The sequence below is a fragment of the Jeotgalicoccus sp. WY2 genome (assembly GCF_018437745.1).
Classification (GTDB): domain Bacteria; phylum Bacillota; class Bacilli; order Staphylococcales; family Salinicoccaceae; genus Jeotgalicoccus; species Jeotgalicoccus psychrophilus.
The window spans coordinates 765,101-783,527 of the sequence record NZ_CP049818.1; the positions used below are offsets into that span (position 1 = coordinate 765,101).

Below are 18,427 nucleotides of genomic sequence, written 5' to 3' on the forward strand. Positions count from 1 at the left end.
TAAAAAAGCTCACACCCTATGTAAATACATATGAATGCGAGCCTTTGAATATAAATATAATTTAGCTTTAATTAAGCATCCGCAAGCGCATTGAATTCAGTTTCGTCAACACCAGTAAGTTTAACAACCCAGCTCTCATCGGCTTTTGCCGAGTTTAATAATGTCGGCTCATCTGTCGCCTTATCGTTAACAGCAACAATTTTACCTGCTAATGGTGATGCTAAATCAAGTACTGTTTTAGAAGCTTCTAATTCAAGCAGTGAATCGTTTTTAGCTACTTCTCCAGCTTTTGTAAATTCTACAAAGCCTACTGTTCCAATATCGTCCTGCAGTTCCGGAGTCATAATAAGCGTGTACTCCTCGCCATTTTTTTCAACCCATAAATTTAGCAACTTTTTTCATTGTTATCCTTCTTTCTATTTTTTTAATTGAAATTCCGATGATATTAATTCAAGCGCACGCTGTCTGTTTGCAGCACCCGGCATGAGCGGTATCAGCAGTATTTCATCAGCGCCGAAAGTTTCTGCCAATGTATCCAGCTGTTTTTTTACGCTTAGTCCATCTCCGACGACCATGCGCGAACGGTTAGCCGACAGCTTTTGAAGTTCTTCTACAGTATAAGTGTATTTCTCTGCAGTTTCAACTGATGGAAAACGTTCAAATTCACTGAAATTCATTTTGCCGAGAAGCCATAAGTCGAGCGCTTTTGCGAGTGATGCCGCCTCGTCATTAGTATCAGCGACGACGACAAATGGTGATACCATTACTAACGGCTGCTGCATGACCGGTGATGGTACAAATTTTTCTCTGTATATGCGTGCAGCTTCTTTTCCTACTGCTGTCTTATCTTTTGAAGCGTGCGGAAACAATCCGAATGTAAAACCGATGCCCTGACGTGCAGCGAGTTCCGCTGTCCGGACGCTCGTACTCATCACCCACATTTCCGGGTTCGTCTCGCCTGTCGGATTCGCAGTGACTTCATTAAAACGGTGAAGCTCGTCGTCAGTGTCTGTAACGTATTTTTTTATGTCGCTGATATTTTCTTCGTAACGCTGTTTTTTCGGACGCATTTCGTTCATCGATTTGTTTACAGCAGAGGTCCCAAGCGTATTCCCGATACCAAGATCTACTCTTCCGGGGTATAAGCTTTCCATTACCCTGAAGCTCTCCGCAACTTTTAACGGACTGTAATGCGGAATCATTACGCCGCCGGAACCAAGTCTGATTGATGATGTTTTTCCGAGTATATGCATCATTATCAGTTCAGGGCTGCTGCTGGCAAATGCATTCACATCGTGATGTTCCGCCATCCAGAAGCGGTGAAAACCGAGACTTTCTGCCTGCTGTGCAAGCTTAACAGTATTTTTTAAGGCCTCTTGCGGCGTCTCGCCTTCATCTATTACGGCATAATCCAATACGTTTAATTTAACCATCTGAACATATCCTTTTTATCATCATTTCGATTGAACTTTCAATCTCAGTTCTTTGTTTTGAACTTCAGTCGTCATATCGATTGCGTCTTCATCCGATGTATCGATGACATATTCCCCGGAAATATTATCTTTATCACGATAAAATAATTTGATGCGGTCGATGCTGAAAAAGTCGTGTTCCAGCATGGCAAGCATGCTGTTCATATGGTCGAATTCTGCGTAATTCTCACGTTCAAGCAAAACCTTATTACGTTCTTCTCTATATTCATTCAATGACTTCCGGTTAATAACCAGTTCGATATTATGCGCTTCTAAATCCAGCCGGTAAAAATGTTTCGCATCGATTGCGATACGTTTCTCACCGAGACCGACAATATCGTCGATAAAAGACACTCCGGTGAATTTTACGTTTTTAATATTAGAAACATCCAGTAATTGCTTCATTTATAAACCCTCACACCATCATAATAATAACATGATTGTATCATAGTCCCCCTATGAACTCAGCCCGCTTGCTCATTATCAGGAACTCAACTGATTGACAATAATTTTATAGATTGCTACTTTGAAAGTAATCATTAAAAGAACGTATATAAGGAGCAGCATGATGAATAAAAAATATTCAGCTTTATTTGAACCTTTACTTTTACCGAACGGCATTGAACTGTCAAACCGCTTCGTTCTGTCGCCGATGATTACCAACTCATCAACCCGTGATGGCTATGTAACAGAAGAAGATACACTGTATCATGCAAGAAGAGCGGCATCAGCACCAATTCAAGTCACAGGGGCCGCTTATATAGAACCATACGGCCAGCTGTTTGAATACGGCTTCAGCGTTGCTGATGACAAAACAATTCCGGGGCTAAAAAAGCTCGCTGCAGCCATGAAAAAAAACGGTGCTAAGGCCATTCTCCAACTGACACATGCCGGACGCTTTTCAAACCAGGCAATACTGGATCTAGGTGTTGTTTACGGTCCGAGCTTTATGGAATTAAATACGCCGATTAAACACCAGGTGCTGCCGATGACAAAACGTAAAATTGATACGGTGATCCAGCAATATGCCGACGCTGCAGGACGTGCAATTGAAGCAGGCTTCGACGGCATTGAAATATCTGCCGCACAGCGGCTGTTAATACAGACTTTCTTCTCGAAATTCTCAAACGAACGGGACGATGAATACGGTGCAGAGTCACTCGAAAACCGTTCCCGCTTCGGCCTTGAAGTGATTAAAGCAGTGAGCGACGTTATTAAAAAAGAAGCACCTGAAGACTTTATATTCGGATTCAGGGGCACGCCGGAAGAAACACGCGGCGATGATGTCGGTTACAGCGTGGAGGACTTCTTGCAATTTGTCGACTGGGCCGGGGAAATTACAGATATTCACTACCTTGCGATTGCCAGCTGGGGGCGCAATATTTATCAGAATGAAGTCCGGGCTAAAGGCCCCTATCAGGGTCAGCCGGTGAACAAAGTCGTCTACGAGCATGTTAAAGGCAGAATCCCGATGATGGCAACCGGCGGTGTGAATACCCCGGACAAAGCATTGGAGGCATTAGAATATGCAGATATGGTCGGCGCATCCAGTCCGTTCATTACAGAACCTGACTTTGTGCCTAAACTGCGGGACGGCCGCGAAGACGACATTGATTTGCAGTTCACTATTGCAGATCTGGACGATTTAAAAATTCCTAAAGCCGCATTTAAAGACATTGTACGCATGATGGACTACGGCGAAGGCCTGCCGAAAGAAACGCGCGATGAACTGAGACGTTTGGCGGATGAAGAATAGCTGATTTATCGGGTTTTATCCACAGTAATTGAAACTGTCCTTTTAAGGGTATTGATATTAAGTATGCACTTCTTACACAATATTTTGAGGAGGATTATTTTGAAGAATGAACCTAGTTTAGCAAACGTCCGGAAGGTCTTCCGGGTGATGATGTTTTCAGATTCGAAGAGACGGATGTTAAGACCTGAGACTGATGAACTCTTAATAGAAAGTGTTTATATTCAGTCGATCCTTATATGCGCGGACGCATGAATGATGCTAAGTCCTATGCAAAACCTTTTAATATGATGAACCTCTAAGGGTCATATATCGGGCAGAGTTGTCGAATCGAATGCTGATGGTTTAAAGAAAATGATGTCGTGACAGGCAGATTGTCATGGAAAAAATATTACGACCGCAGCTGAAAATGTAAGTAAAGTAGTTTCAACTGATGTACCCTTCATTTATATTTAAGTACACTTGGTATGCCGGGGCACACTGCTTACGGCGGCTTACTCAACATCGGTAAACCGGAGAAAGGCGAAACTGTTGTTGTGTCGGCAGCTTCAGGAGCTGTCGGTTCTGTTGTCGGTCAAATCGCTAAAATTAAAGGTGCACGAGTTGTCGGTATTGCCGGCGGTTCGAAAAAAGTAAACTACCTTACAGAAGAATTAGGTTTCGATGCCGGTGTCGATTACAAAGCTGATGATTTCAATAAATTAAAAACAGCTGTCCCTGACGGCATTGACGTATATTATGAAAATGTCGGCGGCACTGTGTCTGACGAAGTATTTAATCATTTGAACAGATTCGCAAGAATTCCTGTCTGCGGAACCATTTCTTCTTACAACAGTAAAAACGATAACGGTCCACGTGTTCAAGGACAGCTGGTTAAATCCCAGGCATTGATGCAGGGATTTCTCGTTGCACAGTTCGAAGATGAAGCTGAAGAAACGAGCAAGCAGCTTGCACAGTGGGTTCAGGAAGGTAAAATTAAATCCGAAGTATCAATTGCAAAAGGTTTCGATAAACTGCCCGAAGCTTTTAGAAATCTCTTTACCGGAGACAATTTCGGCAAGCAGGTCGTTAAAGTATCGGATTCACTAGATTAATAGTAAAAAGCCGTTTGAAGATTTTTATCATCTTCAAACGGCTTCTTTATTTTTAATAAATTAAGCTTAATATTCTGCCATAATAAGATTTGAATAAAGCATGATATTCAAATTCGTAAACATCTTCCCCTAAATATAAAATTTCGTACACTATATTTTTATCTTCAATTTCAAAATTAGTATTTAAAAAGCCATTTTTCTCATAGAACTGTTTTCTTTTAAACCTCTGCTCATAATTATCCGCAGCACGATCGACTTTTTCTATATTTAAAAGTAAACGTTTGTCTTGGTAAATTTCTTCTAAATGTTGTAATACCATGCTCCCGTAGCCTTTCGACTGCTGTGACGGATCAATAGCAAGATAAAACACATAAACAATATCTTTATAATGTTAAGTACAAAAAGCCAATATACTCACTTTCATCATAAATCGCATATAAATCGCAATTTTTCTTTTTGATTTATACATTAAAAGCCAAAAGGGAACTCGTTCATATTTAGGGAATGCCTCGAAATATAAATCTTTAACCTTCGGCAATTCATTGGTTTTATCCAAATGAATTAAATTAATCACCGTTTTAATCACCTTTCACTTTTAATACTGATAAAACTAAAGATTTCTATTTTGTTTTCACTAACAGACTTACTACTTCTACGTGAACTGTATGCGGGAATAAGTCTACAGGCTGTACAGTTTTTAATTCATAGCCGAATTCTCTCATCCATGTAATATCTTTTGCAAATGTTTCAGGGTTGCACGATACATAGACAACTCTGTCCGTTCCGAGTCTGGCAATACGGCGCATTACTTTGCCGCCTGCACCTGAACGCGGCGGATCCAGCATAAGTAAATCAGGAATGCCCCACGTTTCCAGTATTTCATCCATACCGCGACGTGCGTCTTTGGCAAGAAAGTACGTGTTATCAATGCCGTTGTCTACTGCATTGCGTTTCGCCGATTCAATAGATGATTCAACAATTTCAATGCCTGCAAGTTCTTTTACTTTCCGAGCAAATGGCAGTGAGAATGTTCCTACACCGCAAAACAAATCAATCATACGTTCATGTTCTTTCGCATCTGCCATTTCAAGTGCCAATTCAACTAATTTTTCCGCCTGAGTCGGGTTCGTCTGGAAAAATGTATCGAACCATGTACGGTATTTATAGCCGTACATTACATCGTGAATATAATCTCTGCCGTGCAGCAGGTGCGTATCTTCAGATTGCGTACGGTCGGCAATATCTGTATTTACCATCCACATAATGCTCTTCATGTTATTAAAACTTGAAGTAAGTTCTTCAACCAGTTCATCGATTAAAGGCTCTAAATCACCTTCCGGTTTTTCAGTTGCAAATACTGCAAGCATCATTTCTTCTGTTTCCTGAGAACGTCTTACCATTAAGTGACGGAGCAGTCCGGTGTGGTTTTCTTTATCGTATCCCGGTAGCTCATATTTTCTCGCCCATTTAGAAACAACGAGCATGGCATCAACCATTTCATTGTTTGCAATTAAACACGTATTGATATCGATAATTTTACGGAAATTGCCAAGTTCGTGCATGCCGAGCTCACCGTTTTTACCAAACGTAAATTCCATCTTGTTACGGTATTCAAACGGATTATTTTCCATGCCTATCGCATCTTTAACAAGTGAAGTATCGAAATCGTTCTTTTTCAGTTCACGCTTAACAAAATCTGTTTTCTCTTTTAACTGTGCCTCATAGCTCCAATGCTGCCACACGCAGCCTCCGCATAATGAAAAATGCGGGCATGGCGGTGTAACCCTGTCAGGGTTCGCCGTTACTATTTCTTTTGGCAGGACATTGGCACGCTTTCTCGTTGGATTCGGCACTTCAACAGTCACCGTTTCCCCTCTCAATGTCTGCGGAATAGCCAGATTCAATTTGCGCGGTTTATGTCCGCCATGGTCGCGCAGTGCGTAACCGCGTCCCGAACCTTTACTATCCAGTTCATCTATCGTTACTGTAAATGTTTCAATATGATCGTTATCAATTTTAACCAATATTATCCCCTCACACATCTATTCATTCTTATAATTTTACTGATAGAGATGACTTGTTGCAAGCTAAAATGATAAAAGCCTGATTGGAAATTCTGGATACACATGAGCCCCTGTCATGCCAGTCCCGAAGTCAAGTCCACAATCTTGTGTAAAGATTTTTACAGTACAATAAAGCGATTGATAATAGGTAGTGATGTTTGCCTTTCAGCCATGGCTGAAAGGCAAATTTTATTGCTTTTTAGGGGGCTCACTGAGAAATCTGCTGCGACGGGCTAACATATTCTCATGTTCATCCATCAACACGGCCCCAACGAGTCTAACCGCAGATTCTACGTTAGGAAAGATACGAATCACATTCTCCCGCCTGCGAACCTCTTCGTTCACACGTTCCAAACTGTTCGTTGTACGAATGTGCTTTTGGTGAAGTTCTGGCACAACCAAGTACTGCATCGCATCATCAAACCCTTCGTCCAATTTCAATAATGCCTTATCATACTTGGGGTTGCCGCTGACCAATGCTTCAAAGTCTGTCCGGTATTTCTTTGCATTCATCGGATTCGTGGCTTTAAAAATGAGCTTTAAAGCATTACGCTCATCGCTCGAATCTTTCGGCATCACATCAATAATATTCTTAAGAAAGTGAACTGTACATCGTTGCCAGGATGCCCCTAAAAATTCTCCCTTGATGGCTTTCTTTAATCCTTTGTGCGCATCTGAAATCACAATTTTAGGCGTACCGAGCCCACGCGCGCGTAAATTCTTAAAGAACTGGGTCCATGATGCCTCTGACTCTTGTCCAGATACCATAAATCCAATAATCTCACGATAGTCATCATCATTGACACCCTGAGCGATATACACGGCTTTAGACACGATGCGATGGTTCTCTCTGACATCGATATACATCGCATCGACATAAATATATCGATAGTTTTTTAAGTTTAATGGGCGTTCTCGGAATTCTTTAATTTCTGGATCCAGACGTTTCATGATGTTCGATACAAATGATTTAGATACTTCTTCCCCACATAATGCATTGACCAGTTTCTTCACTTTGCGTGTCGAGACTCCATTGATGACAGACTCAATCATGGTCAGTATCAGCGCCTGATCCATGCGCTGATACTTCTCAAACACTTCTGTCGAGAATTCGCCAGAGCGCGTGCGTGGGACTCTTAATTTAATCCGACCCACAGGCAGCATATATTCACGGTCATAATAACCATTTCGATAGTCCTGTCGGGTGTCGTTTTGTTCACTGCGTTCCGCTTGGACATGTTTGTCACGTTCGGCTTCCATATAGGCATTGAGCAGCGCAATCGTATAGCTTTTCGTTAAGGCATTCAGGTTACACTCTTGAATCTGGGCTGTTAAATCAGCCATATTTAAGTTAATATTTAGTTGAGTCATTATCTGATTCTCCCTTAGTCAATTTGTCTGGTAGCAATATTGTACTATAGGGTCAGATACTGACTCTCTTTTTTTACACAATTATATGGACATAATCAGTCCCGAAAGCTCTGGATACACGTGAACTTCTGTCATGCCAGTCCCGATAGCCCTGGATACACATGAGCCCCTGTCATACCAGTCCTAAAAGCTCTGGATACACGTGAACTTCTGTCATGCCAGTCCCGATAGCCCTGGATACACATGAGCCCCTGTCATACCAGTCCTAAAAGCTCTGGATACACATGAGCCCCTGTCACGCCAGTCCCGAAAGCTCTGGATACACATGAGCCCCTGTCACGCCAGTCCTAAAAGTAAAAACGACTTAAAAATCTTAATATAAAGATTTCCAAGCCGCCTAATAATTAATACATAATTTTTTTTTTTATTTTTAAAGCGCTGATTATGCGAAGAGACCATTGCAAACTGATCAGCCTTCGGATCAATATAGGTTTTCGCGTTGTTCACAGCGTTCACTGCATCTGCATATGCACCGGCAATCAGGTTCACTTTCCCCGTGTATCTGATACAGTCTCCGGCAGCAAATATACCCGGTACGTTTGTCAGGCCGGTCGGTGCAGCTTTAACGAAAAAGTCATTTTCCAGATTGAGTCCGAGGTTATTCTCTCTGAACAGCAGATTTTCCTGATCGTAGCCGTGATTTACAATCAGCTCATCGTAAGCATTATGAGTAATATCACCTGTCTGATTATTAGTAATCTCGACGTATTCCATCAGCTCTCCGCCGCTGACGCCTGTGACTTCAGACTGTGTCATTACTTTAACACCATTTTTCTGAAGTCTGCTGACATCCGCTTCGTGTGCTGTCAGGTCATCGCCGCGGTAAATAATATGAATCTCACGTGCAATCGGAGACAGGTCGTTTGCCCAGTCGACCGCTGAATAGCTGCCGCCGGTAATGAGTATTTTCTTATCTGAAAAGCGTTTAATATCAGGCACTGCATAATGAAGATTTTTATCTTCAAATAGATGTGCATTTTCAATATTCAGCTTAACGGGCTTAATCATACCGCCTCCGCCGATAGTAATGATGACACTTTTAGAATAATGTTTATCTCCTGTTGATGTTTCAACACTAAAATATTCATCGTTCTCTTTTTGAATATTAGTCACTATCGTATTCAAGACGACGTCCGGTTTGAATGTCAGTCCCTGCGCAATCGATTTTTCTATCAATTTACCTGCAGCAAGGGGCTCAGTTCCGCCGATATCCCAAATCATTTTCTGCGGATAAAGATGAACTTTGCCGCCGAGTTTATCCTGTCCGTCGATTATTTTAGTCTTCATTTCTCTGAGCCCTGCATAAAATGCACTGAACAATCCTGCAGGTCCTCCGCCGATTACAGTGACATCATATATATTCTTAGTCATCAACAATACACTCCTTAGTTAGAACCCAATGCTTCTTCGACATCTTCGACGATTAAACTGTTCGCAATATAGCCGCTGTATAACCAGCTGTCAGCCTGTGTGTATTCGTAAACATTGCCATTTTCTACTGCCGGAATGTTTTTAAATACATCATCTGAAAATGCAGTCTCGCTGTCACCTTCGGCATTGCCGATAAAGAATATATGGTCCGCTTTCATTTCCGCAAGACTCTCAAGTGATGCTTCAATCCACGGTGTTTCATTATCAGTTGAAAGTTCTTCTACTAACGGCGGTACGCTTAAACCTAAATCGTTATATAATACTTCACCCGCTCGATTTATCTTTATTTGAGATAAAGTAAGAATCACCTGTCCACCAGATTGCGACTGCGGTTTCTTCACCAACTTCACTTTCCAACTCCGCTGAAGTTTCTTCAATAAGCGCATCGTATTCAGCTACTTTTTCTTGTGCTAAATCTTCTTTTCCGAATACTTCGGAAACGCGGGTTAAACGGTCTCTCCAGTCATCGTAGCTGCCGCTCTCAACAACGAAAGTCGGAGCAATTTTAGAGTAGCTGTCGTATTTTTCCCCATCAGCCAGATCGGATGAACTTAACATAAGTAAATCGGGTTCTTCCTGCACTACCGCTTCAAATGGTAAATCAAACGGCATTAAGGGCAGTCTTTCCAGGCCTTCTGGCTGAAGGTATTCCTGAACACTGTCTTCGCCAACTGTCCACTGTGCCGCCGGTGTTTCTCCCAGAGTAAGTAAATCATCTTCAAGGTATGTACCGATAATACGTTCCGGATTTTCAGGAACTGTAACTTCATTGCCTGCATCATCCGTTAAAGTACGTTCTTCACCTGTTGACTCTTCAGCTGTATTTTCTTCGCTGTTTGAGCAACCTGCAGCAAAGATCGAGATTCCCAGCATTAAAACTGCTAATTTTTTCATCTATTTTCTCCATTCAATTTTTATAATTAAATATGATACTGATAATCATTATCAAATAGAATTCTATTCTTAATACCGCTTAATGTCAACTATTCTTAATACATCTCAGCCAAAAATATAATATGTCAATATGCCTTTACCGTTTCGATTTACACCCTCGTGGTATATAAGTAAAAAGAGAAATTTTACCGTTAAGGGGATGATAGTATGACTGCATACAGACATCGCGACTTTAATTCCGTCTACCGGTTTATGGCAATAGGTGCTGCTATCGGTATTTTAATAGGAATTATCACAGGTTTAATTTTCGGACATGCCGGCTTTTGGATATTAGCAGGAATTGCACTCGGCATTAGTGCCGGCGCTGCTATTGAAGCATCTCTGCACACTCCGCCTACTAAAAAAGAAGGATAGTTCACATGATGAACTATCCTTCTTTTATTGATATTAAGAAACCATTAATTGTTTATACATTCTTATAAAATCTGATTTACTGAACATTACCGGTACCGGATATAAAGGATTCGCTTCTCTGTAAGCTGCATCAGCCAGTGATTTCAAATCTTCATTTTTCAATTCCTTAAACTTCGTACCAACATCCATTTTGGTATTTAGTTCTTTAATGCTTTCAATAAATTTCTCTGCTTTAACTTCAATACTGTCCCCTTCTTCAGTCACTTTCGCAATATCACCGAGATGCGCCAGTTTACCGTGAACCGCTTCGCCGTATTCTTCCAGAATATAAGGCAGAATAATAGAAACTGCCTGGCCGTGCTGGACATTGTATCGTGCACCTAAAGCATGGGCCATCGCATGAACATTTCCTACGTAGGCTCTTGTAAATGCCTTGCCTGCAAAATAAGACGCCCGCTGCATATTTGTGCGCGCCTGAATGTCCTGACCGTTGTCATAAGATTTATATAAATTATCATATATCAGTTCAATTGCTTCCTCGCTCAGCATTTTCGTTTGCTTCGTATTGCTGCGGTTAAGATACGCTTCCACTGCATGTGTTAATGCATCCATACCTGAAAAAGCCGTCATATGCTGCGGCAGACCAAGAAGAAGTTCCGGATCAAGCACTGCTGCATCAGGCATCAGCTTAGTATCAATTATTGCGTATTTCTCCTTCGTTTCACTGTCGGTAATAACAGCTGCGATTGTCGCTTCACTGCCAGTTCCCGCTGTTGTCGGCACCGCAACGAAATAAGGCAGTTTCTTTCTTACTTTCAAGACACCTTTAAAACGGCTGAAATCCGTAGTGTTTTTCGCTGCTGCAATACCTGTACCTTTAGCGCAGTCGATTGCCGATCCGCCTCCAAAGCCGATAATACCATCACAATTTTGTTCGTTATATACATTTACAGCTTCTTTTATATTTTCTGTTGTAGGATTCGCCACTGTGCCTTTATATATAAAATAAATATATTTTCTTCATTTAAACTGTCGAGCATCTTATCGAGAAGACCCGCTTTTACAATGCCTTCATCAGTCACGATTAAAACTTTTTTTATATTTTCTTCAGTTAATTTAGGAGCCAGTCTATCAATGCACCCCACACAGTTCATTACTGTTGGCGGCTGCCAGTTTAATAAGTGTGCAGTACTCTTCATTATCCCCTGATATGCACGGCTGTACATTTTAAATAACATAGTCATCTTTCCTTCCACACGTTCAGAAATAATCTGTTACATATATTCTATATACCCATTCCTAAATTTGAGTGAGAGTAAAATGATAAAAAGATTAAATTCACTGCTTATTTTAATAACACTATACAGTTGACATGTATACAGTCTAACTATATAGTTGAACTATATACTAAGAGGTGAATAATATGAGACCTAAACTATTACCGTTATCGGAAACAATGCATTTAATTATGATCGCATTAAGGAAGCCTTTGCACGGCTATGCAATTATGCAGCTCGTCAGCGAAATGTCCGCCGGCCAGGTTAATATCGCAGCAGGCACACTTTATGGTGCGCTTGATAATCTAAAAAAACATAAATATATAGAACTGATTTCAGATCCTGCAGAACGTAAAAAAGTCTACCAGGTCACCACACTTGGCGAAGAAATACTGGAACTTGAAAACACGCGGCTTAAAAAATTTATTTCACTTTATGAGGGTGGTTCAAATGAATAAGTACAAGTTTTTTATCGATCCGCTGAAAGAAGAACAATGGATTAACCAGATGCAGAAAAAAGGATATCGTTTAACTGATATTTCACTGGATTTCATTTATAAGTTTGAGAAAACTGCTGAAGATTACATGACACGGGTGGATTACCAGGAACAGATGGGTAAACAGAAATACGAAGAATACGTCAGCATCCACGAAGAATTCGGGTGGAATCATATTAGAGGCGGACGTTTCGGTATGATGACACAAGTCTGGTCGAAGGTATCGGATGGCAATGACGAATTGTTTTCCGACAGAGAATCTAAAATAAATTATTATAAGCGATATATGAAGATGACCGGCGGATTGGCAATTTTGTTTTTAGTGTACTCAATGCTTTTTCTGCCGGACGACACGGGAATGATATTTTTAACACCTGGCTTATGGGAAATGGAAGGCATGGAATTTTGGCGAGCTTTTCTGTTTGAATTGCCCTTCGCGCTGATGAGAGTGGCGCCAGCAATACTTTTTCCTGTAACAGTAGTACTGCTTCTCATCTCTTATTATAGAATGGACAAAGCTAAAAAAGAACTTGAACTGGAAAATTAACAGTTTCGTCTAAAAGTGAAAATTTAAAAAAGAGATTATTAATATAATAAAACTCCGTCGGAATGTTCCACGGAGTTTTAATTTATATTGGAAATTCTTCTTTCCCGGACAACTTAATTAACGATACTTGGAGCAACAGCACTATTACTACAGCAATTAATCCAATTATTATATGTACCATTAACGGAGTATCGAAAAACCCCGGTACAAACATTGCCAGTATCACTATCATACTGAGCATTGACCCCTGTCTTTTCGATTTCAAACTGAGGTATTGTTTTTCTCCGCAATTTGGACATTTTGCAGATCCATCAAGATTTGTAAACGTCCTCACTTTATCTTTAAACGTCCATTCTGTCTGACATTTCGTACAGCGCGCCAAATAATCCGCCCCTTAAGATAATGTTATTTTAACCGAGCCCATCTCACTCATATATTCCGCTCTGTATAGCTGCTCTGTTATTTTGTTTTGTTCCAGTGCATTTTTAACTTTACCGACGTTTGCCCGTGCAACAATCTTTGTGTTTTCGGGCTTTGTCCGATAGTTCACACTGACTGAGCCCATCTTGCTGAGTGCTTTTAAATCGCTGTCAGGTGTCAGGTTATCCAATGAAATTTTACCGAGTTCCGTCACTAGATTATACCTTTCTGCTTTAACCCCGCCGGCAGTAATTTTGCCCATTTCTGTTTCCATATAAAGGTTTTGGAAGTCACTCGATTCCACTTTCAATGCTCCCATAGAGGACTGAAACTCACCGTAGTTACCTGTCAGTCCTGCAGTTTCTACAGCGCCTTCTTTAGTTTTTATTTTAAATTCTTCCGCTTCAATATCACTGATAATCACTTTGCCATTTTTATTATTTACGGAAATCATATCCAGTTTTTCCGGCCAGATAATCACGAGTTCATCTTTTTTAAGATGCTTGCGCTTTTTCATAAAATCAATAATGTTATTAAATTTCACTTCATCTTTTGAACTGCTGTGATATATCGTCAGCTGATTATTTTGCGCTTTATATTCAAGCTTGCCTTTATGAGTGTAACTTAAAAATTTAATACCGAGCTTTTTACCCTTTCAATTATTAATATCCACCATCTCACCGTTAATAACAGTTGATTAATATTATAGCCTTCAGTTCTGACGAATTCCCTGTTCAGGAGCATAACGTTTCTGTTACTTCACGGTTGCTGCTCCGGTTGTCTTCAACAATTTCTTCAGCGATAATTTCTCAGCGACTTTACGGGGTTCTCCCAATATTTTAAGAAGATATCTTCTGTGTCCCCAAGCTCTATTGCTTTTCCTATTGTTTTTCGAAATCATCTATAATTTCCTTGCGCCGATTTTCGGGCAGTACGTTAAGTTCTTGATCTAGTTCTTTTATAAACTCATTTAGTGACATCTAACTTCTCCCGCTTCTCAAATTTATTATATCGATATTACTCTTTAATACCATTATAAATGGAGTCCGATTATATTACCAAGTATCGTATATTTATATTTTCTGAAAAAGAGTTATGATTAACTTAATTTATTAGAAGGAGATGGACATATGACGTTAACACTATCTGATATTCAAGCTGCACACGAACGTATTAAACCTTATATCATTGAAACACCTGTTTTAAGATTACATAATCTTGAAGAAATTTTAGGCTGTGAAGTCTACGTTAAACTAGAAAACATGCAGCGTACTAAAGCCTTTAAACTGCGCGGGGTAATGAATGCACTGCTGCAGCTGACAGATGAAGAACTGTCCCGCGGTGTCGTCACTTCATCTTCCGGCAACCACGGGCATGCGGTTGCTTATGCTTCTAAAATGCTTGGTATTAAAGCGACTGTGGCAGTACCTGATACTGCGCCGCCGTTTAAACTTCAGAAAATTGCTGATTACGGTGCTGAAATTATTCCAACAACAGTCGAAGAACGTTTTAAATTACAGGAATCTCTCGTTGAGGAACACGGCTACACATTGATTCCGCCTTTTAATGATTACGGAATTATGGCCGGTCAAGGTACTGTCGGCCTTGAGATTCTAAAACAGCTTCCGGATGTGGATCACATCTTTGTACCGGCAAGCGGCGGCGGTCTAATTGGCGGTATTGCTACAGCGGTTAAAGAAACTAAAGATAATATTAAAGTACATGGTGTTGAGCCGGCAAACCTGCCTAAATTCTCTACTAGTCTGCAAAATGGTGAACTCACTCAGGTTGAAAACAAAGGGACAATCGCAGATGGTTTAGTCAGTATTATTCCAGGCGAGAAAAACTTCCCTGTCGTACAGAAATACGTTGATACATTCCATACAGTCAGTGAAGAAGCGATGAAAAAAGGTCAGAAATTAATGCTGATGGAAGCGAAGATTTTAACAGAAATATCTTCTTCAATCGCTATCGGAGGTATTTTAAACGGAGAAATCAAAGTAAACAGAGAAGATAAAATCTGTTTCGTCATTACCGGCGGCAACTTAGGTTTTGATCAGCTCGACTACATTAAAGATACTGAATTCTAAATAAAATCCGTACGTTAGACTCCTTGGGAAATGACATCAGCGTAAGACTACAGGCTTACGCGATGCCAAAGGCAAGGCTAACGTACGGATTATTTATGCTGGAAACATTTATGTCCCAGATCCTTTTTCTTTTGTACTGTCATAGATAAATAATGAGCCAATTAAACCAATTAAAGAAATTGCTGTTATAAAGTAAAATGCGAAGTGTGTACCTGCAGCAATCCCAAACTCCGCACCTTCATTTGCCGCAGAACTCTGTCCAATCGTGAACAAGGTAATCGCGATTGCTGTGCCAAGTGCCCCGCCGACCTGAGTCAGTGTGTTCATCGCAGCAGAACCATCCGCATATAACTGATGAGGCAGCTGATTCATCGCATTTGTCTGAGATGGCATAATAGTCATAGGCAAACCGATAAACATTATCATAAACAGCACAATAACTTGCCATACAGGTGTAGTATCACCAAGAACTATTAAAATCCAATATTCGCAGCAGTAATTAAACCAAATCCGGTAACGACAAAGAACTTTGGTCCAATCTTATTGTACATAGCCCCTACAACAGGTGACATTATAAAATTAAGTATATTCCCCGGCAGTAGAATCAGCCCTGCCGCGGCAGCTGTAAACAGGAGTGCTCCTTTTAAATAAAGCGGCATTAAAATTGATGTCGATAAAATTATAAAAAGACTTAAAAACATCATCAGTGTTCCAAATGTAAACATTGGAAATTTAAATATCTCTAAATTAATAAGTGGAGTTTCAAGCACTGTCTGTCTACGTGCAAATAAAATTAATGACGCTATACCTAATATCAACGGCATCCAGACAAGCACTGATGTAAACGGATTGTCAGCATACATGCTTAAACCGTAAACAATACCGCCAAAACCAATCGTAGAGTAAACAACAGAAACATAGTCCAGCTTAGGTTTTGTCACTGTCGAAACATTTTCGACCACTATCAATGAATAGATCAGCAGTAACGCATATAGTGCTGCACTGATCCAAAAAATAAACTCCAGCCTATAGTTGTGATAATTACACCGGAAGCTGTCGGACCGATTGCCGGAGCGGCCGTAATGACAAGTCCCATCAATCCCATAACTATTCCGCGTTTATGAACCGGGAAAATCACCATCAGCACACTTAGCATCAGGGGTAATATTATTCCAGTTCCAAGTGCCTGAACAATCCGTCCTAAGAGCAGCAGTTCAAAATTCGGAGATAATGCGGCCAGCACCGCACCGAGGCCTGATATTGACAGTGAAGCAGCAACCAGCTGCCTCGTTGAAAACCATTTAATTAGAAATGCTGATACAGGTATTAATACTGCCATCGTCAGCAAATATCCGGTAGTCAGCCACTGAGCGGCAGATGCCGTAATATCGTATTCATTCATTACATCGGTCAATGCCATATTTAGTGCAGTTTCTCCGAACAGGCCGACAAACGCTCCGAGCATTAGTGCAAACGCCATTAATTTCGTATGTTTAGTATTTATTAAAGCTTCCATTACATTCTTCTTTCTGTTTTAAAATAGTTTTTCTTATATTAATCATTCTACAACGCACATTCCGGTTACTGCACTTCTTTAAATCATAGCAGATTATCTTTTAATTACTCCACTTAAATTTAATTTTAATAAAGAAGAAGATGATAATTTCCTTTGACAAATGTCTGCTGTCCTCTTATACTGTCTAAATCATACTAAATCACTCAGAAATAGAGGGATTCAATTGATTAGTAATAAAATACCATGAGTAAATCAATGGACCCGGTCCAGCCTCATGCAGATACACTGAAAGATCCTCAAAAATTGCTTATCGGTGGTGGAATTCTAGTCAGTTTAGTTTTATTTATGTATTTAGCAATCACCCAGTCATCATGCAGCCAGTTCTTATGGTGCTTGGTTTACTGCTCGGGTTTACGTTATTTCATGCGCGTTTCGGTTTCACTTCCGCCTTTAGACGGCTGATGTCTGTCGGCAACGGTGAAGCAATACGGGCGCATATGGTAATGCTTGGTACAGCAACTGTATTATTCGCACCTATTTTAGCACTCGGCATTTCATTTTTCGGTGCAGAAGTCACAGGTTATGTCTCACCAATTGGTGTCAGTCTGATTGTTGGTGCATTTATATTCGGTATCGGCATGCAGCTTGGCGGCGGCTGTGCCTCCAGCACGCTGTATTCAATCGGTGCCGGGCGTTCCGTAATGTTCATTACCTTGATTTTCTTCATCATCGGTACGACGATCGGTGCAGCACATTTACCATTCTGGACGGAAGATCTCCCCTCCATGGGCTCATTTTCACTCGCAACTTCGACTAATCTTGGCTACGGCGGTGCTTTGGTCGTCTCGTTACTGATATTCGGTTTAATCGCCTTTATCAGTAAAGTCGTTGAGAAAAAGAGAAAATCCCCTAAAATTGCGCCGCTGCCAAGTACACGCGGCTGGAAAAGAGTTTTCAGAGGATCGTGGCCTTTAATGGTTGCAGCAGTCGCTCTTGCAGTGTTAAATGCCTTGACACTGATGACGCGCGGTGAACCGTGGGGAATCACTTCAGCATTTGCGCTATGGGGATCTAAAGTCGCGGAATTCATCGGGTTTGACGTTGCCAGCTGGGGTTATTGGCAGGGAGAAGCGGCAACTGCTCTAAACTCATCAATATTTGCCGACTCTACTACTGTACTTAACTTCGGGGTAATCCTGGGTGCATTTTTAGCATCAGCAGCAGGCGGTTTGTTTAAGTTCACTAAAATCAACAAAGGTAATTTCATGGCTTCAGTCATCGGCGGTCTTTTAATGGGCTACGGAGCACGCCTCGCATTCGGTTGTAACATCGGTGCTTACTTCGGCGGCATTGCTTCATTCAGCCTGCACGGTTATATTTGGGGCATCGTTGCCATCGGCGGGACATTCCTTGCACTTTATCTGAGGCCCCTATTCGGCTTATCCGTACCAAAATCGAATGACTCTGTATGTTAATAAGAATAAACTTGGACCAAAGTCCCAGCTAAAATTAAATCCCCTTCATTAAA

General features: G+C 40.8%; 21 protein-coding genes and 2 pseudogenes. 7 read left to right on the top strand and 16 right to left on the bottom strand.

Annotation, left to right across the window (positions count from 1 at the left end):
- Positions 1-71: 71 nt before the first annotated feature.
- The 3 genes from G4D76_RS04515 to G4D76_RS04525 form a co-directional block, all read right to left on the bottom strand.
- The gene (locus G4D76_RS04515) at positions 72-344 is read right to left on the bottom strand and encodes a glycine cleavage system H family protein (RefSeq protein WP_213810663.1); all 273 of its coding nucleotides are present in this window, start codon (positions 342-344) and stop codon (positions 72-74) included.
- 72 nt (positions 345-416) lie between these two features.
- Positions 417-1,433 (bottom strand): LLM class flavin-dependent oxidoreductase, encoded by a 1,017-nt coding sequence (locus G4D76_RS04520; RefSeq protein WP_213810664.1) that lies wholly within the window; start codon positions 1,431-1,433, stop codon positions 417-419.
- Positions 1,434-1,454: 21 nt separating this feature from the next.
- Positions 1,455-1,877, bottom strand: a complete 423-nt coding sequence (locus tag G4D76_RS04525) for a hypothetical protein (RefSeq protein WP_213810665.1) — start codon at positions 1,875-1,877, stop codon at positions 1,455-1,457.
- A 163-nt stretch (positions 1,878-2,040) separates the two neighbouring features.
- Here G4D76_RS04525 and G4D76_RS04530 point away from each other — a divergent pair, with 163 nt between their 5' ends.
- Positions 2,041-3,228, top strand: a complete 1,188-nt coding sequence (locus G4D76_RS04530; RefSeq protein WP_213810988.1) for an NADH-dependent flavin oxidoreductase — start codon at positions 2,041-2,043, stop codon at positions 3,226-3,228.
- A 119-nt stretch (positions 3,229-3,347) separates the two neighbouring features.
- Positions 3,348-4,319 (top strand): annotated as a pseudogene (locus tag G4D76_RS04535) (NADP-dependent oxidoreductase); the annotation flags it as partial.
- Between the two features lie 52 nt (positions 4,320-4,371).
- Here G4D76_RS04535 and G4D76_RS04540 read toward each other — a convergent pair.
- The 6 genes from G4D76_RS04540 to G4D76_RS04565 all read right to left on the bottom strand — a co-directional run bounded on the left by G4D76_RS04540 (position 4,372) and on the right by G4D76_RS04565 (position 10,138).
- Positions 4,372-4,689: a GNAT family N-acetyltransferase gene (locus G4D76_RS04540; protein ID WP_213810666.1), complete on the bottom strand. Its 318-nt coding sequence runs from the start codon at positions 4,687-4,689 to the stop codon at positions 4,372-4,374.
- A gap of 250 nt (positions 4,690-4,939) precedes the next feature.
- Positions 4,940-6,334, bottom strand: coding sequence for a 23S rRNA (uracil(1939)-C(5))-methyltransferase RlmD (gene rlmD / locus G4D76_RS04545; protein WP_051238960.1), 1,395 nt, complete (start codon positions 6,332-6,334; stop codon positions 4,940-4,942).
- Positions 6,335-6,571: 237 nt separating this feature from the next.
- Positions 6,572-7,753 (bottom strand): IS256 family transposase, encoded by a 1,182-nt coding sequence (locus G4D76_RS04550; RefSeq protein WP_213810316.1) that lies wholly within the window; start codon positions 7,751-7,753, stop codon positions 6,572-6,574.
- Positions 7,754-8,089: 336 nt separating this feature from the next.
- Positions 8,090-9,184 carry an NAD(P)/FAD-dependent oxidoreductase gene (locus G4D76_RS04555; protein WP_213810667.1) on the bottom strand — a complete coding sequence of 365 codons (1,095 nt, stop codon included), beginning with the start codon at positions 9,182-9,184 and terminating at the stop codon, positions 8,090-8,092.
- Positions 9,185-9,198: 14 nt separating this feature from the next.
- The gene (locus G4D76_RS04560) at positions 9,199-9,552 is read right to left on the bottom strand and encodes a TroA family protein (RefSeq protein WP_213810668.1); all 354 of its coding nucleotides are present in this window, start codon (positions 9,550-9,552) and stop codon (positions 9,199-9,201) included.
- Positions 9,509-10,138: an ABC transporter substrate-binding protein gene (locus G4D76_RS04565; protein WP_213810669.1), complete on the bottom strand. Its 630-nt coding sequence runs from the start codon at positions 10,136-10,138 to the stop codon at positions 9,509-9,511. The genes G4D76_RS04560 and G4D76_RS04565 overlap by 44 nt, the downstream gene beginning before the upstream one ends.
- Before the next feature lie 207 nt (positions 10,139-10,345).
- Here G4D76_RS04565 and G4D76_RS04570 point away from each other — a divergent pair, with 207 nt between their 5' ends.
- The gene (locus tag G4D76_RS04570; RefSeq protein ID WP_026858706.1) at positions 10,346-10,552 is read left to right on the top strand and encodes a hypothetical protein; all 207 of its coding nucleotides are present in this window, start codon (positions 10,346-10,348) and stop codon (positions 10,550-10,552) included.
- Between the two features lie 33 nt (positions 10,553-10,585).
- Here the strand turns inward: G4D76_RS04570 and G4D76_RS04575 are convergent, their stop codons facing one another.
- Entirely contained in the window at positions 10,586-11,539 is a 954-nt protein-coding gene (locus tag G4D76_RS04575) for an iron-containing alcohol dehydrogenase (protein WP_256440533.1), read from the bottom strand.
- Positions 11,512-11,796: an iron-containing alcohol dehydrogenase gene (locus G4D76_RS15810; protein ID WP_256440534.1), complete on the bottom strand. Its 285-nt coding sequence runs from the start codon at positions 11,794-11,796 to the stop codon at positions 11,512-11,514. The genes G4D76_RS04575 and G4D76_RS15810 overlap by 28 nt, the downstream gene beginning before the upstream one ends.
- A 179-nt stretch (positions 11,797-11,975) precedes the next feature.
- Between G4D76_RS15810 and G4D76_RS04580 the strand changes: the two genes are divergently transcribed.
- Complete coding sequence (locus G4D76_RS04580; protein WP_213810670.1) at positions 11,976-12,287, top strand: PadR family transcriptional regulator; 312 nt, start codon at positions 11,976-11,978, stop codon at positions 12,285-12,287.
- Positions 12,280-12,873: a DUF2812 domain-containing protein gene (locus G4D76_RS04585; RefSeq protein ID WP_213810671.1), complete on the top strand. Its 594-nt coding sequence runs from the start codon at positions 12,280-12,282 to the stop codon at positions 12,871-12,873. The genes G4D76_RS04580 and G4D76_RS04585 overlap by 8 nt, the downstream gene beginning before the upstream one ends.
- Before the next feature lie 82 nt (positions 12,874-12,955).
- Here the strand turns inward: G4D76_RS04585 and G4D76_RS16630 are convergent, their stop codons facing one another.
- Positions 12,956-13,255, bottom strand: coding sequence for a TIGR04104 family putative zinc finger protein (locus tag G4D76_RS16630; protein WP_213810672.1), 300 nt, complete (start codon positions 13,253-13,255; stop codon positions 12,956-12,958).
- A gap of 12 nt (positions 13,256-13,267) precedes the next feature.
- Entirely contained in the window at positions 13,268-13,930 is a 663-nt protein-coding gene (locus G4D76_RS04595; protein ID WP_213810989.1) for a DUF4097 family beta strand repeat-containing protein, read from the bottom strand.
- A gap of 493 nt (positions 13,931-14,423) precedes the next feature.
- Here G4D76_RS04595 and G4D76_RS04600 point away from each other — a divergent pair, with 493 nt between their 5' ends.
- Entirely contained in the window at positions 14,424-15,383 is a 960-nt protein-coding gene (locus G4D76_RS04600; protein ID WP_213810673.1) for a threonine ammonia-lyase, read from the top strand.
- Between the two features lie 108 nt (positions 15,384-15,491).
- Here the strand turns inward: G4D76_RS04600 and G4D76_RS16635 are convergent, their stop codons facing one another.
- From G4D76_RS16635 to G4D76_RS16645, 3 genes are read right to left on the bottom strand one after another with little or no spacing between them, the layout of a single operon-like run.
- Positions 15,492-15,818, bottom strand: a complete 327-nt coding sequence (locus G4D76_RS16635) for an MFS transporter (RefSeq protein WP_371814582.1) — start codon at positions 15,816-15,818, stop codon at positions 15,492-15,494.
- Positions 15,819-15,856: 38 nt separating this feature from the next.
- Positions 15,857-16,351: an efflux MFS transporter permease gene (locus G4D76_RS16640; protein WP_371814583.1), complete on the bottom strand. Its 495-nt coding sequence runs from the start codon at positions 16,349-16,351 to the stop codon at positions 15,857-15,859.
- A gap of 8 nt (positions 16,352-16,359) precedes the next feature.
- Complete coding sequence (locus G4D76_RS16645; protein WP_371814584.1) at positions 16,360-16,899, bottom strand: MFS transporter; 540 nt, start codon at positions 16,897-16,899, stop codon at positions 16,360-16,362.
- 243 nt (positions 16,900-17,142) lie between these two features.
- On the opposite strand from G4D76_RS16645, the pseudogene G4D76_RS04610 reads away from it, so the two are divergent.
- Positions 17,143-18,374: pseudogene (locus G4D76_RS04610) on the top strand (YeeE/YedE family protein).
- The last annotated feature ends 53 nt before the right edge of the window (positions 18,375-18,427 follow it).

Bases quoted from the DNA above. Each gene is read 5' to 3' on its own strand.
- G4D76_RS04515 (WP_213810663.1), bottom strand. From the start codon at position 344: ATGACTCCGGAACTGCAGGACGATATTGGAACAGTAGGCTTTGTAGAA.
- G4D76_RS04520 (WP_213810664.1), bottom strand. From the start codon at position 1,433: ATGGTTAAATTAAACGTATTGGATTATGCCGTAATAGATGAAGGCGAG.
- G4D76_RS04525 (WP_213810665.1), bottom strand. From the start codon at position 1,877: ATGAAGCAATTACTGGATGTTTCTAATATTAAAAACGTAAAATTCACC.
- G4D76_RS04530 (WP_213810988.1), top strand. From the start codon at position 2,041: ATGAATAAAAAATATTCAGCTTTATTTGAACCTTTACTTTTACCGAAC.
- G4D76_RS04550 (WP_213810316.1), bottom strand. From the start codon at position 7,753: ATGACTCAACTAAATATTAACTTAAATATGGCTGATTTAACAGCCCAG.
- G4D76_RS04555 (WP_213810667.1), bottom strand. From the start codon at position 9,184: ATGACTAAGAATATATATGATGTCACTGTAATCGGCGGAGGACCTGCA.
- G4D76_RS04565 (WP_213810669.1), bottom strand. From the start codon at position 10,138: ATGAAAAAATTAGCAGTTTTAATGCTGGGAATCTCGATCTTTGCTGCA.
- G4D76_RS04570 (WP_026858706.1), top strand. From the start codon at position 10,346: ATGACTGCATACAGACATCGCGACTTTAATTCCGTCTACCGGTTTATG.
- G4D76_RS15810 (WP_256440534.1), bottom strand. From the start codon at position 11,796: ATGACTATGTTATTTAAAATGTACAGCCGTGCATATCAGGGGATAATG.
- G4D76_RS04580 (WP_213810670.1), top strand. From the start codon at position 11,976: ATGAGACCTAAACTATTACCGTTATCGGAAACAATGCATTTAATTATG.
- G4D76_RS04585 (WP_213810671.1), top strand. From the start codon at position 12,280: ATGAATAAGTACAAGTTTTTTATCGATCCGCTGAAAGAAGAACAATGG.
- G4D76_RS04600 (WP_213810673.1), top strand. From the start codon at position 14,424: ATGACGTTAACACTATCTGATATTCAAGCTGCACACGAACGTATTAAA.
- G4D76_RS16645 (WP_371814584.1), bottom strand. From the start codon at position 16,899: ATGGAAGCTTTAATAAATACTAAACATACGAAATTAATGGCGTTTGCA.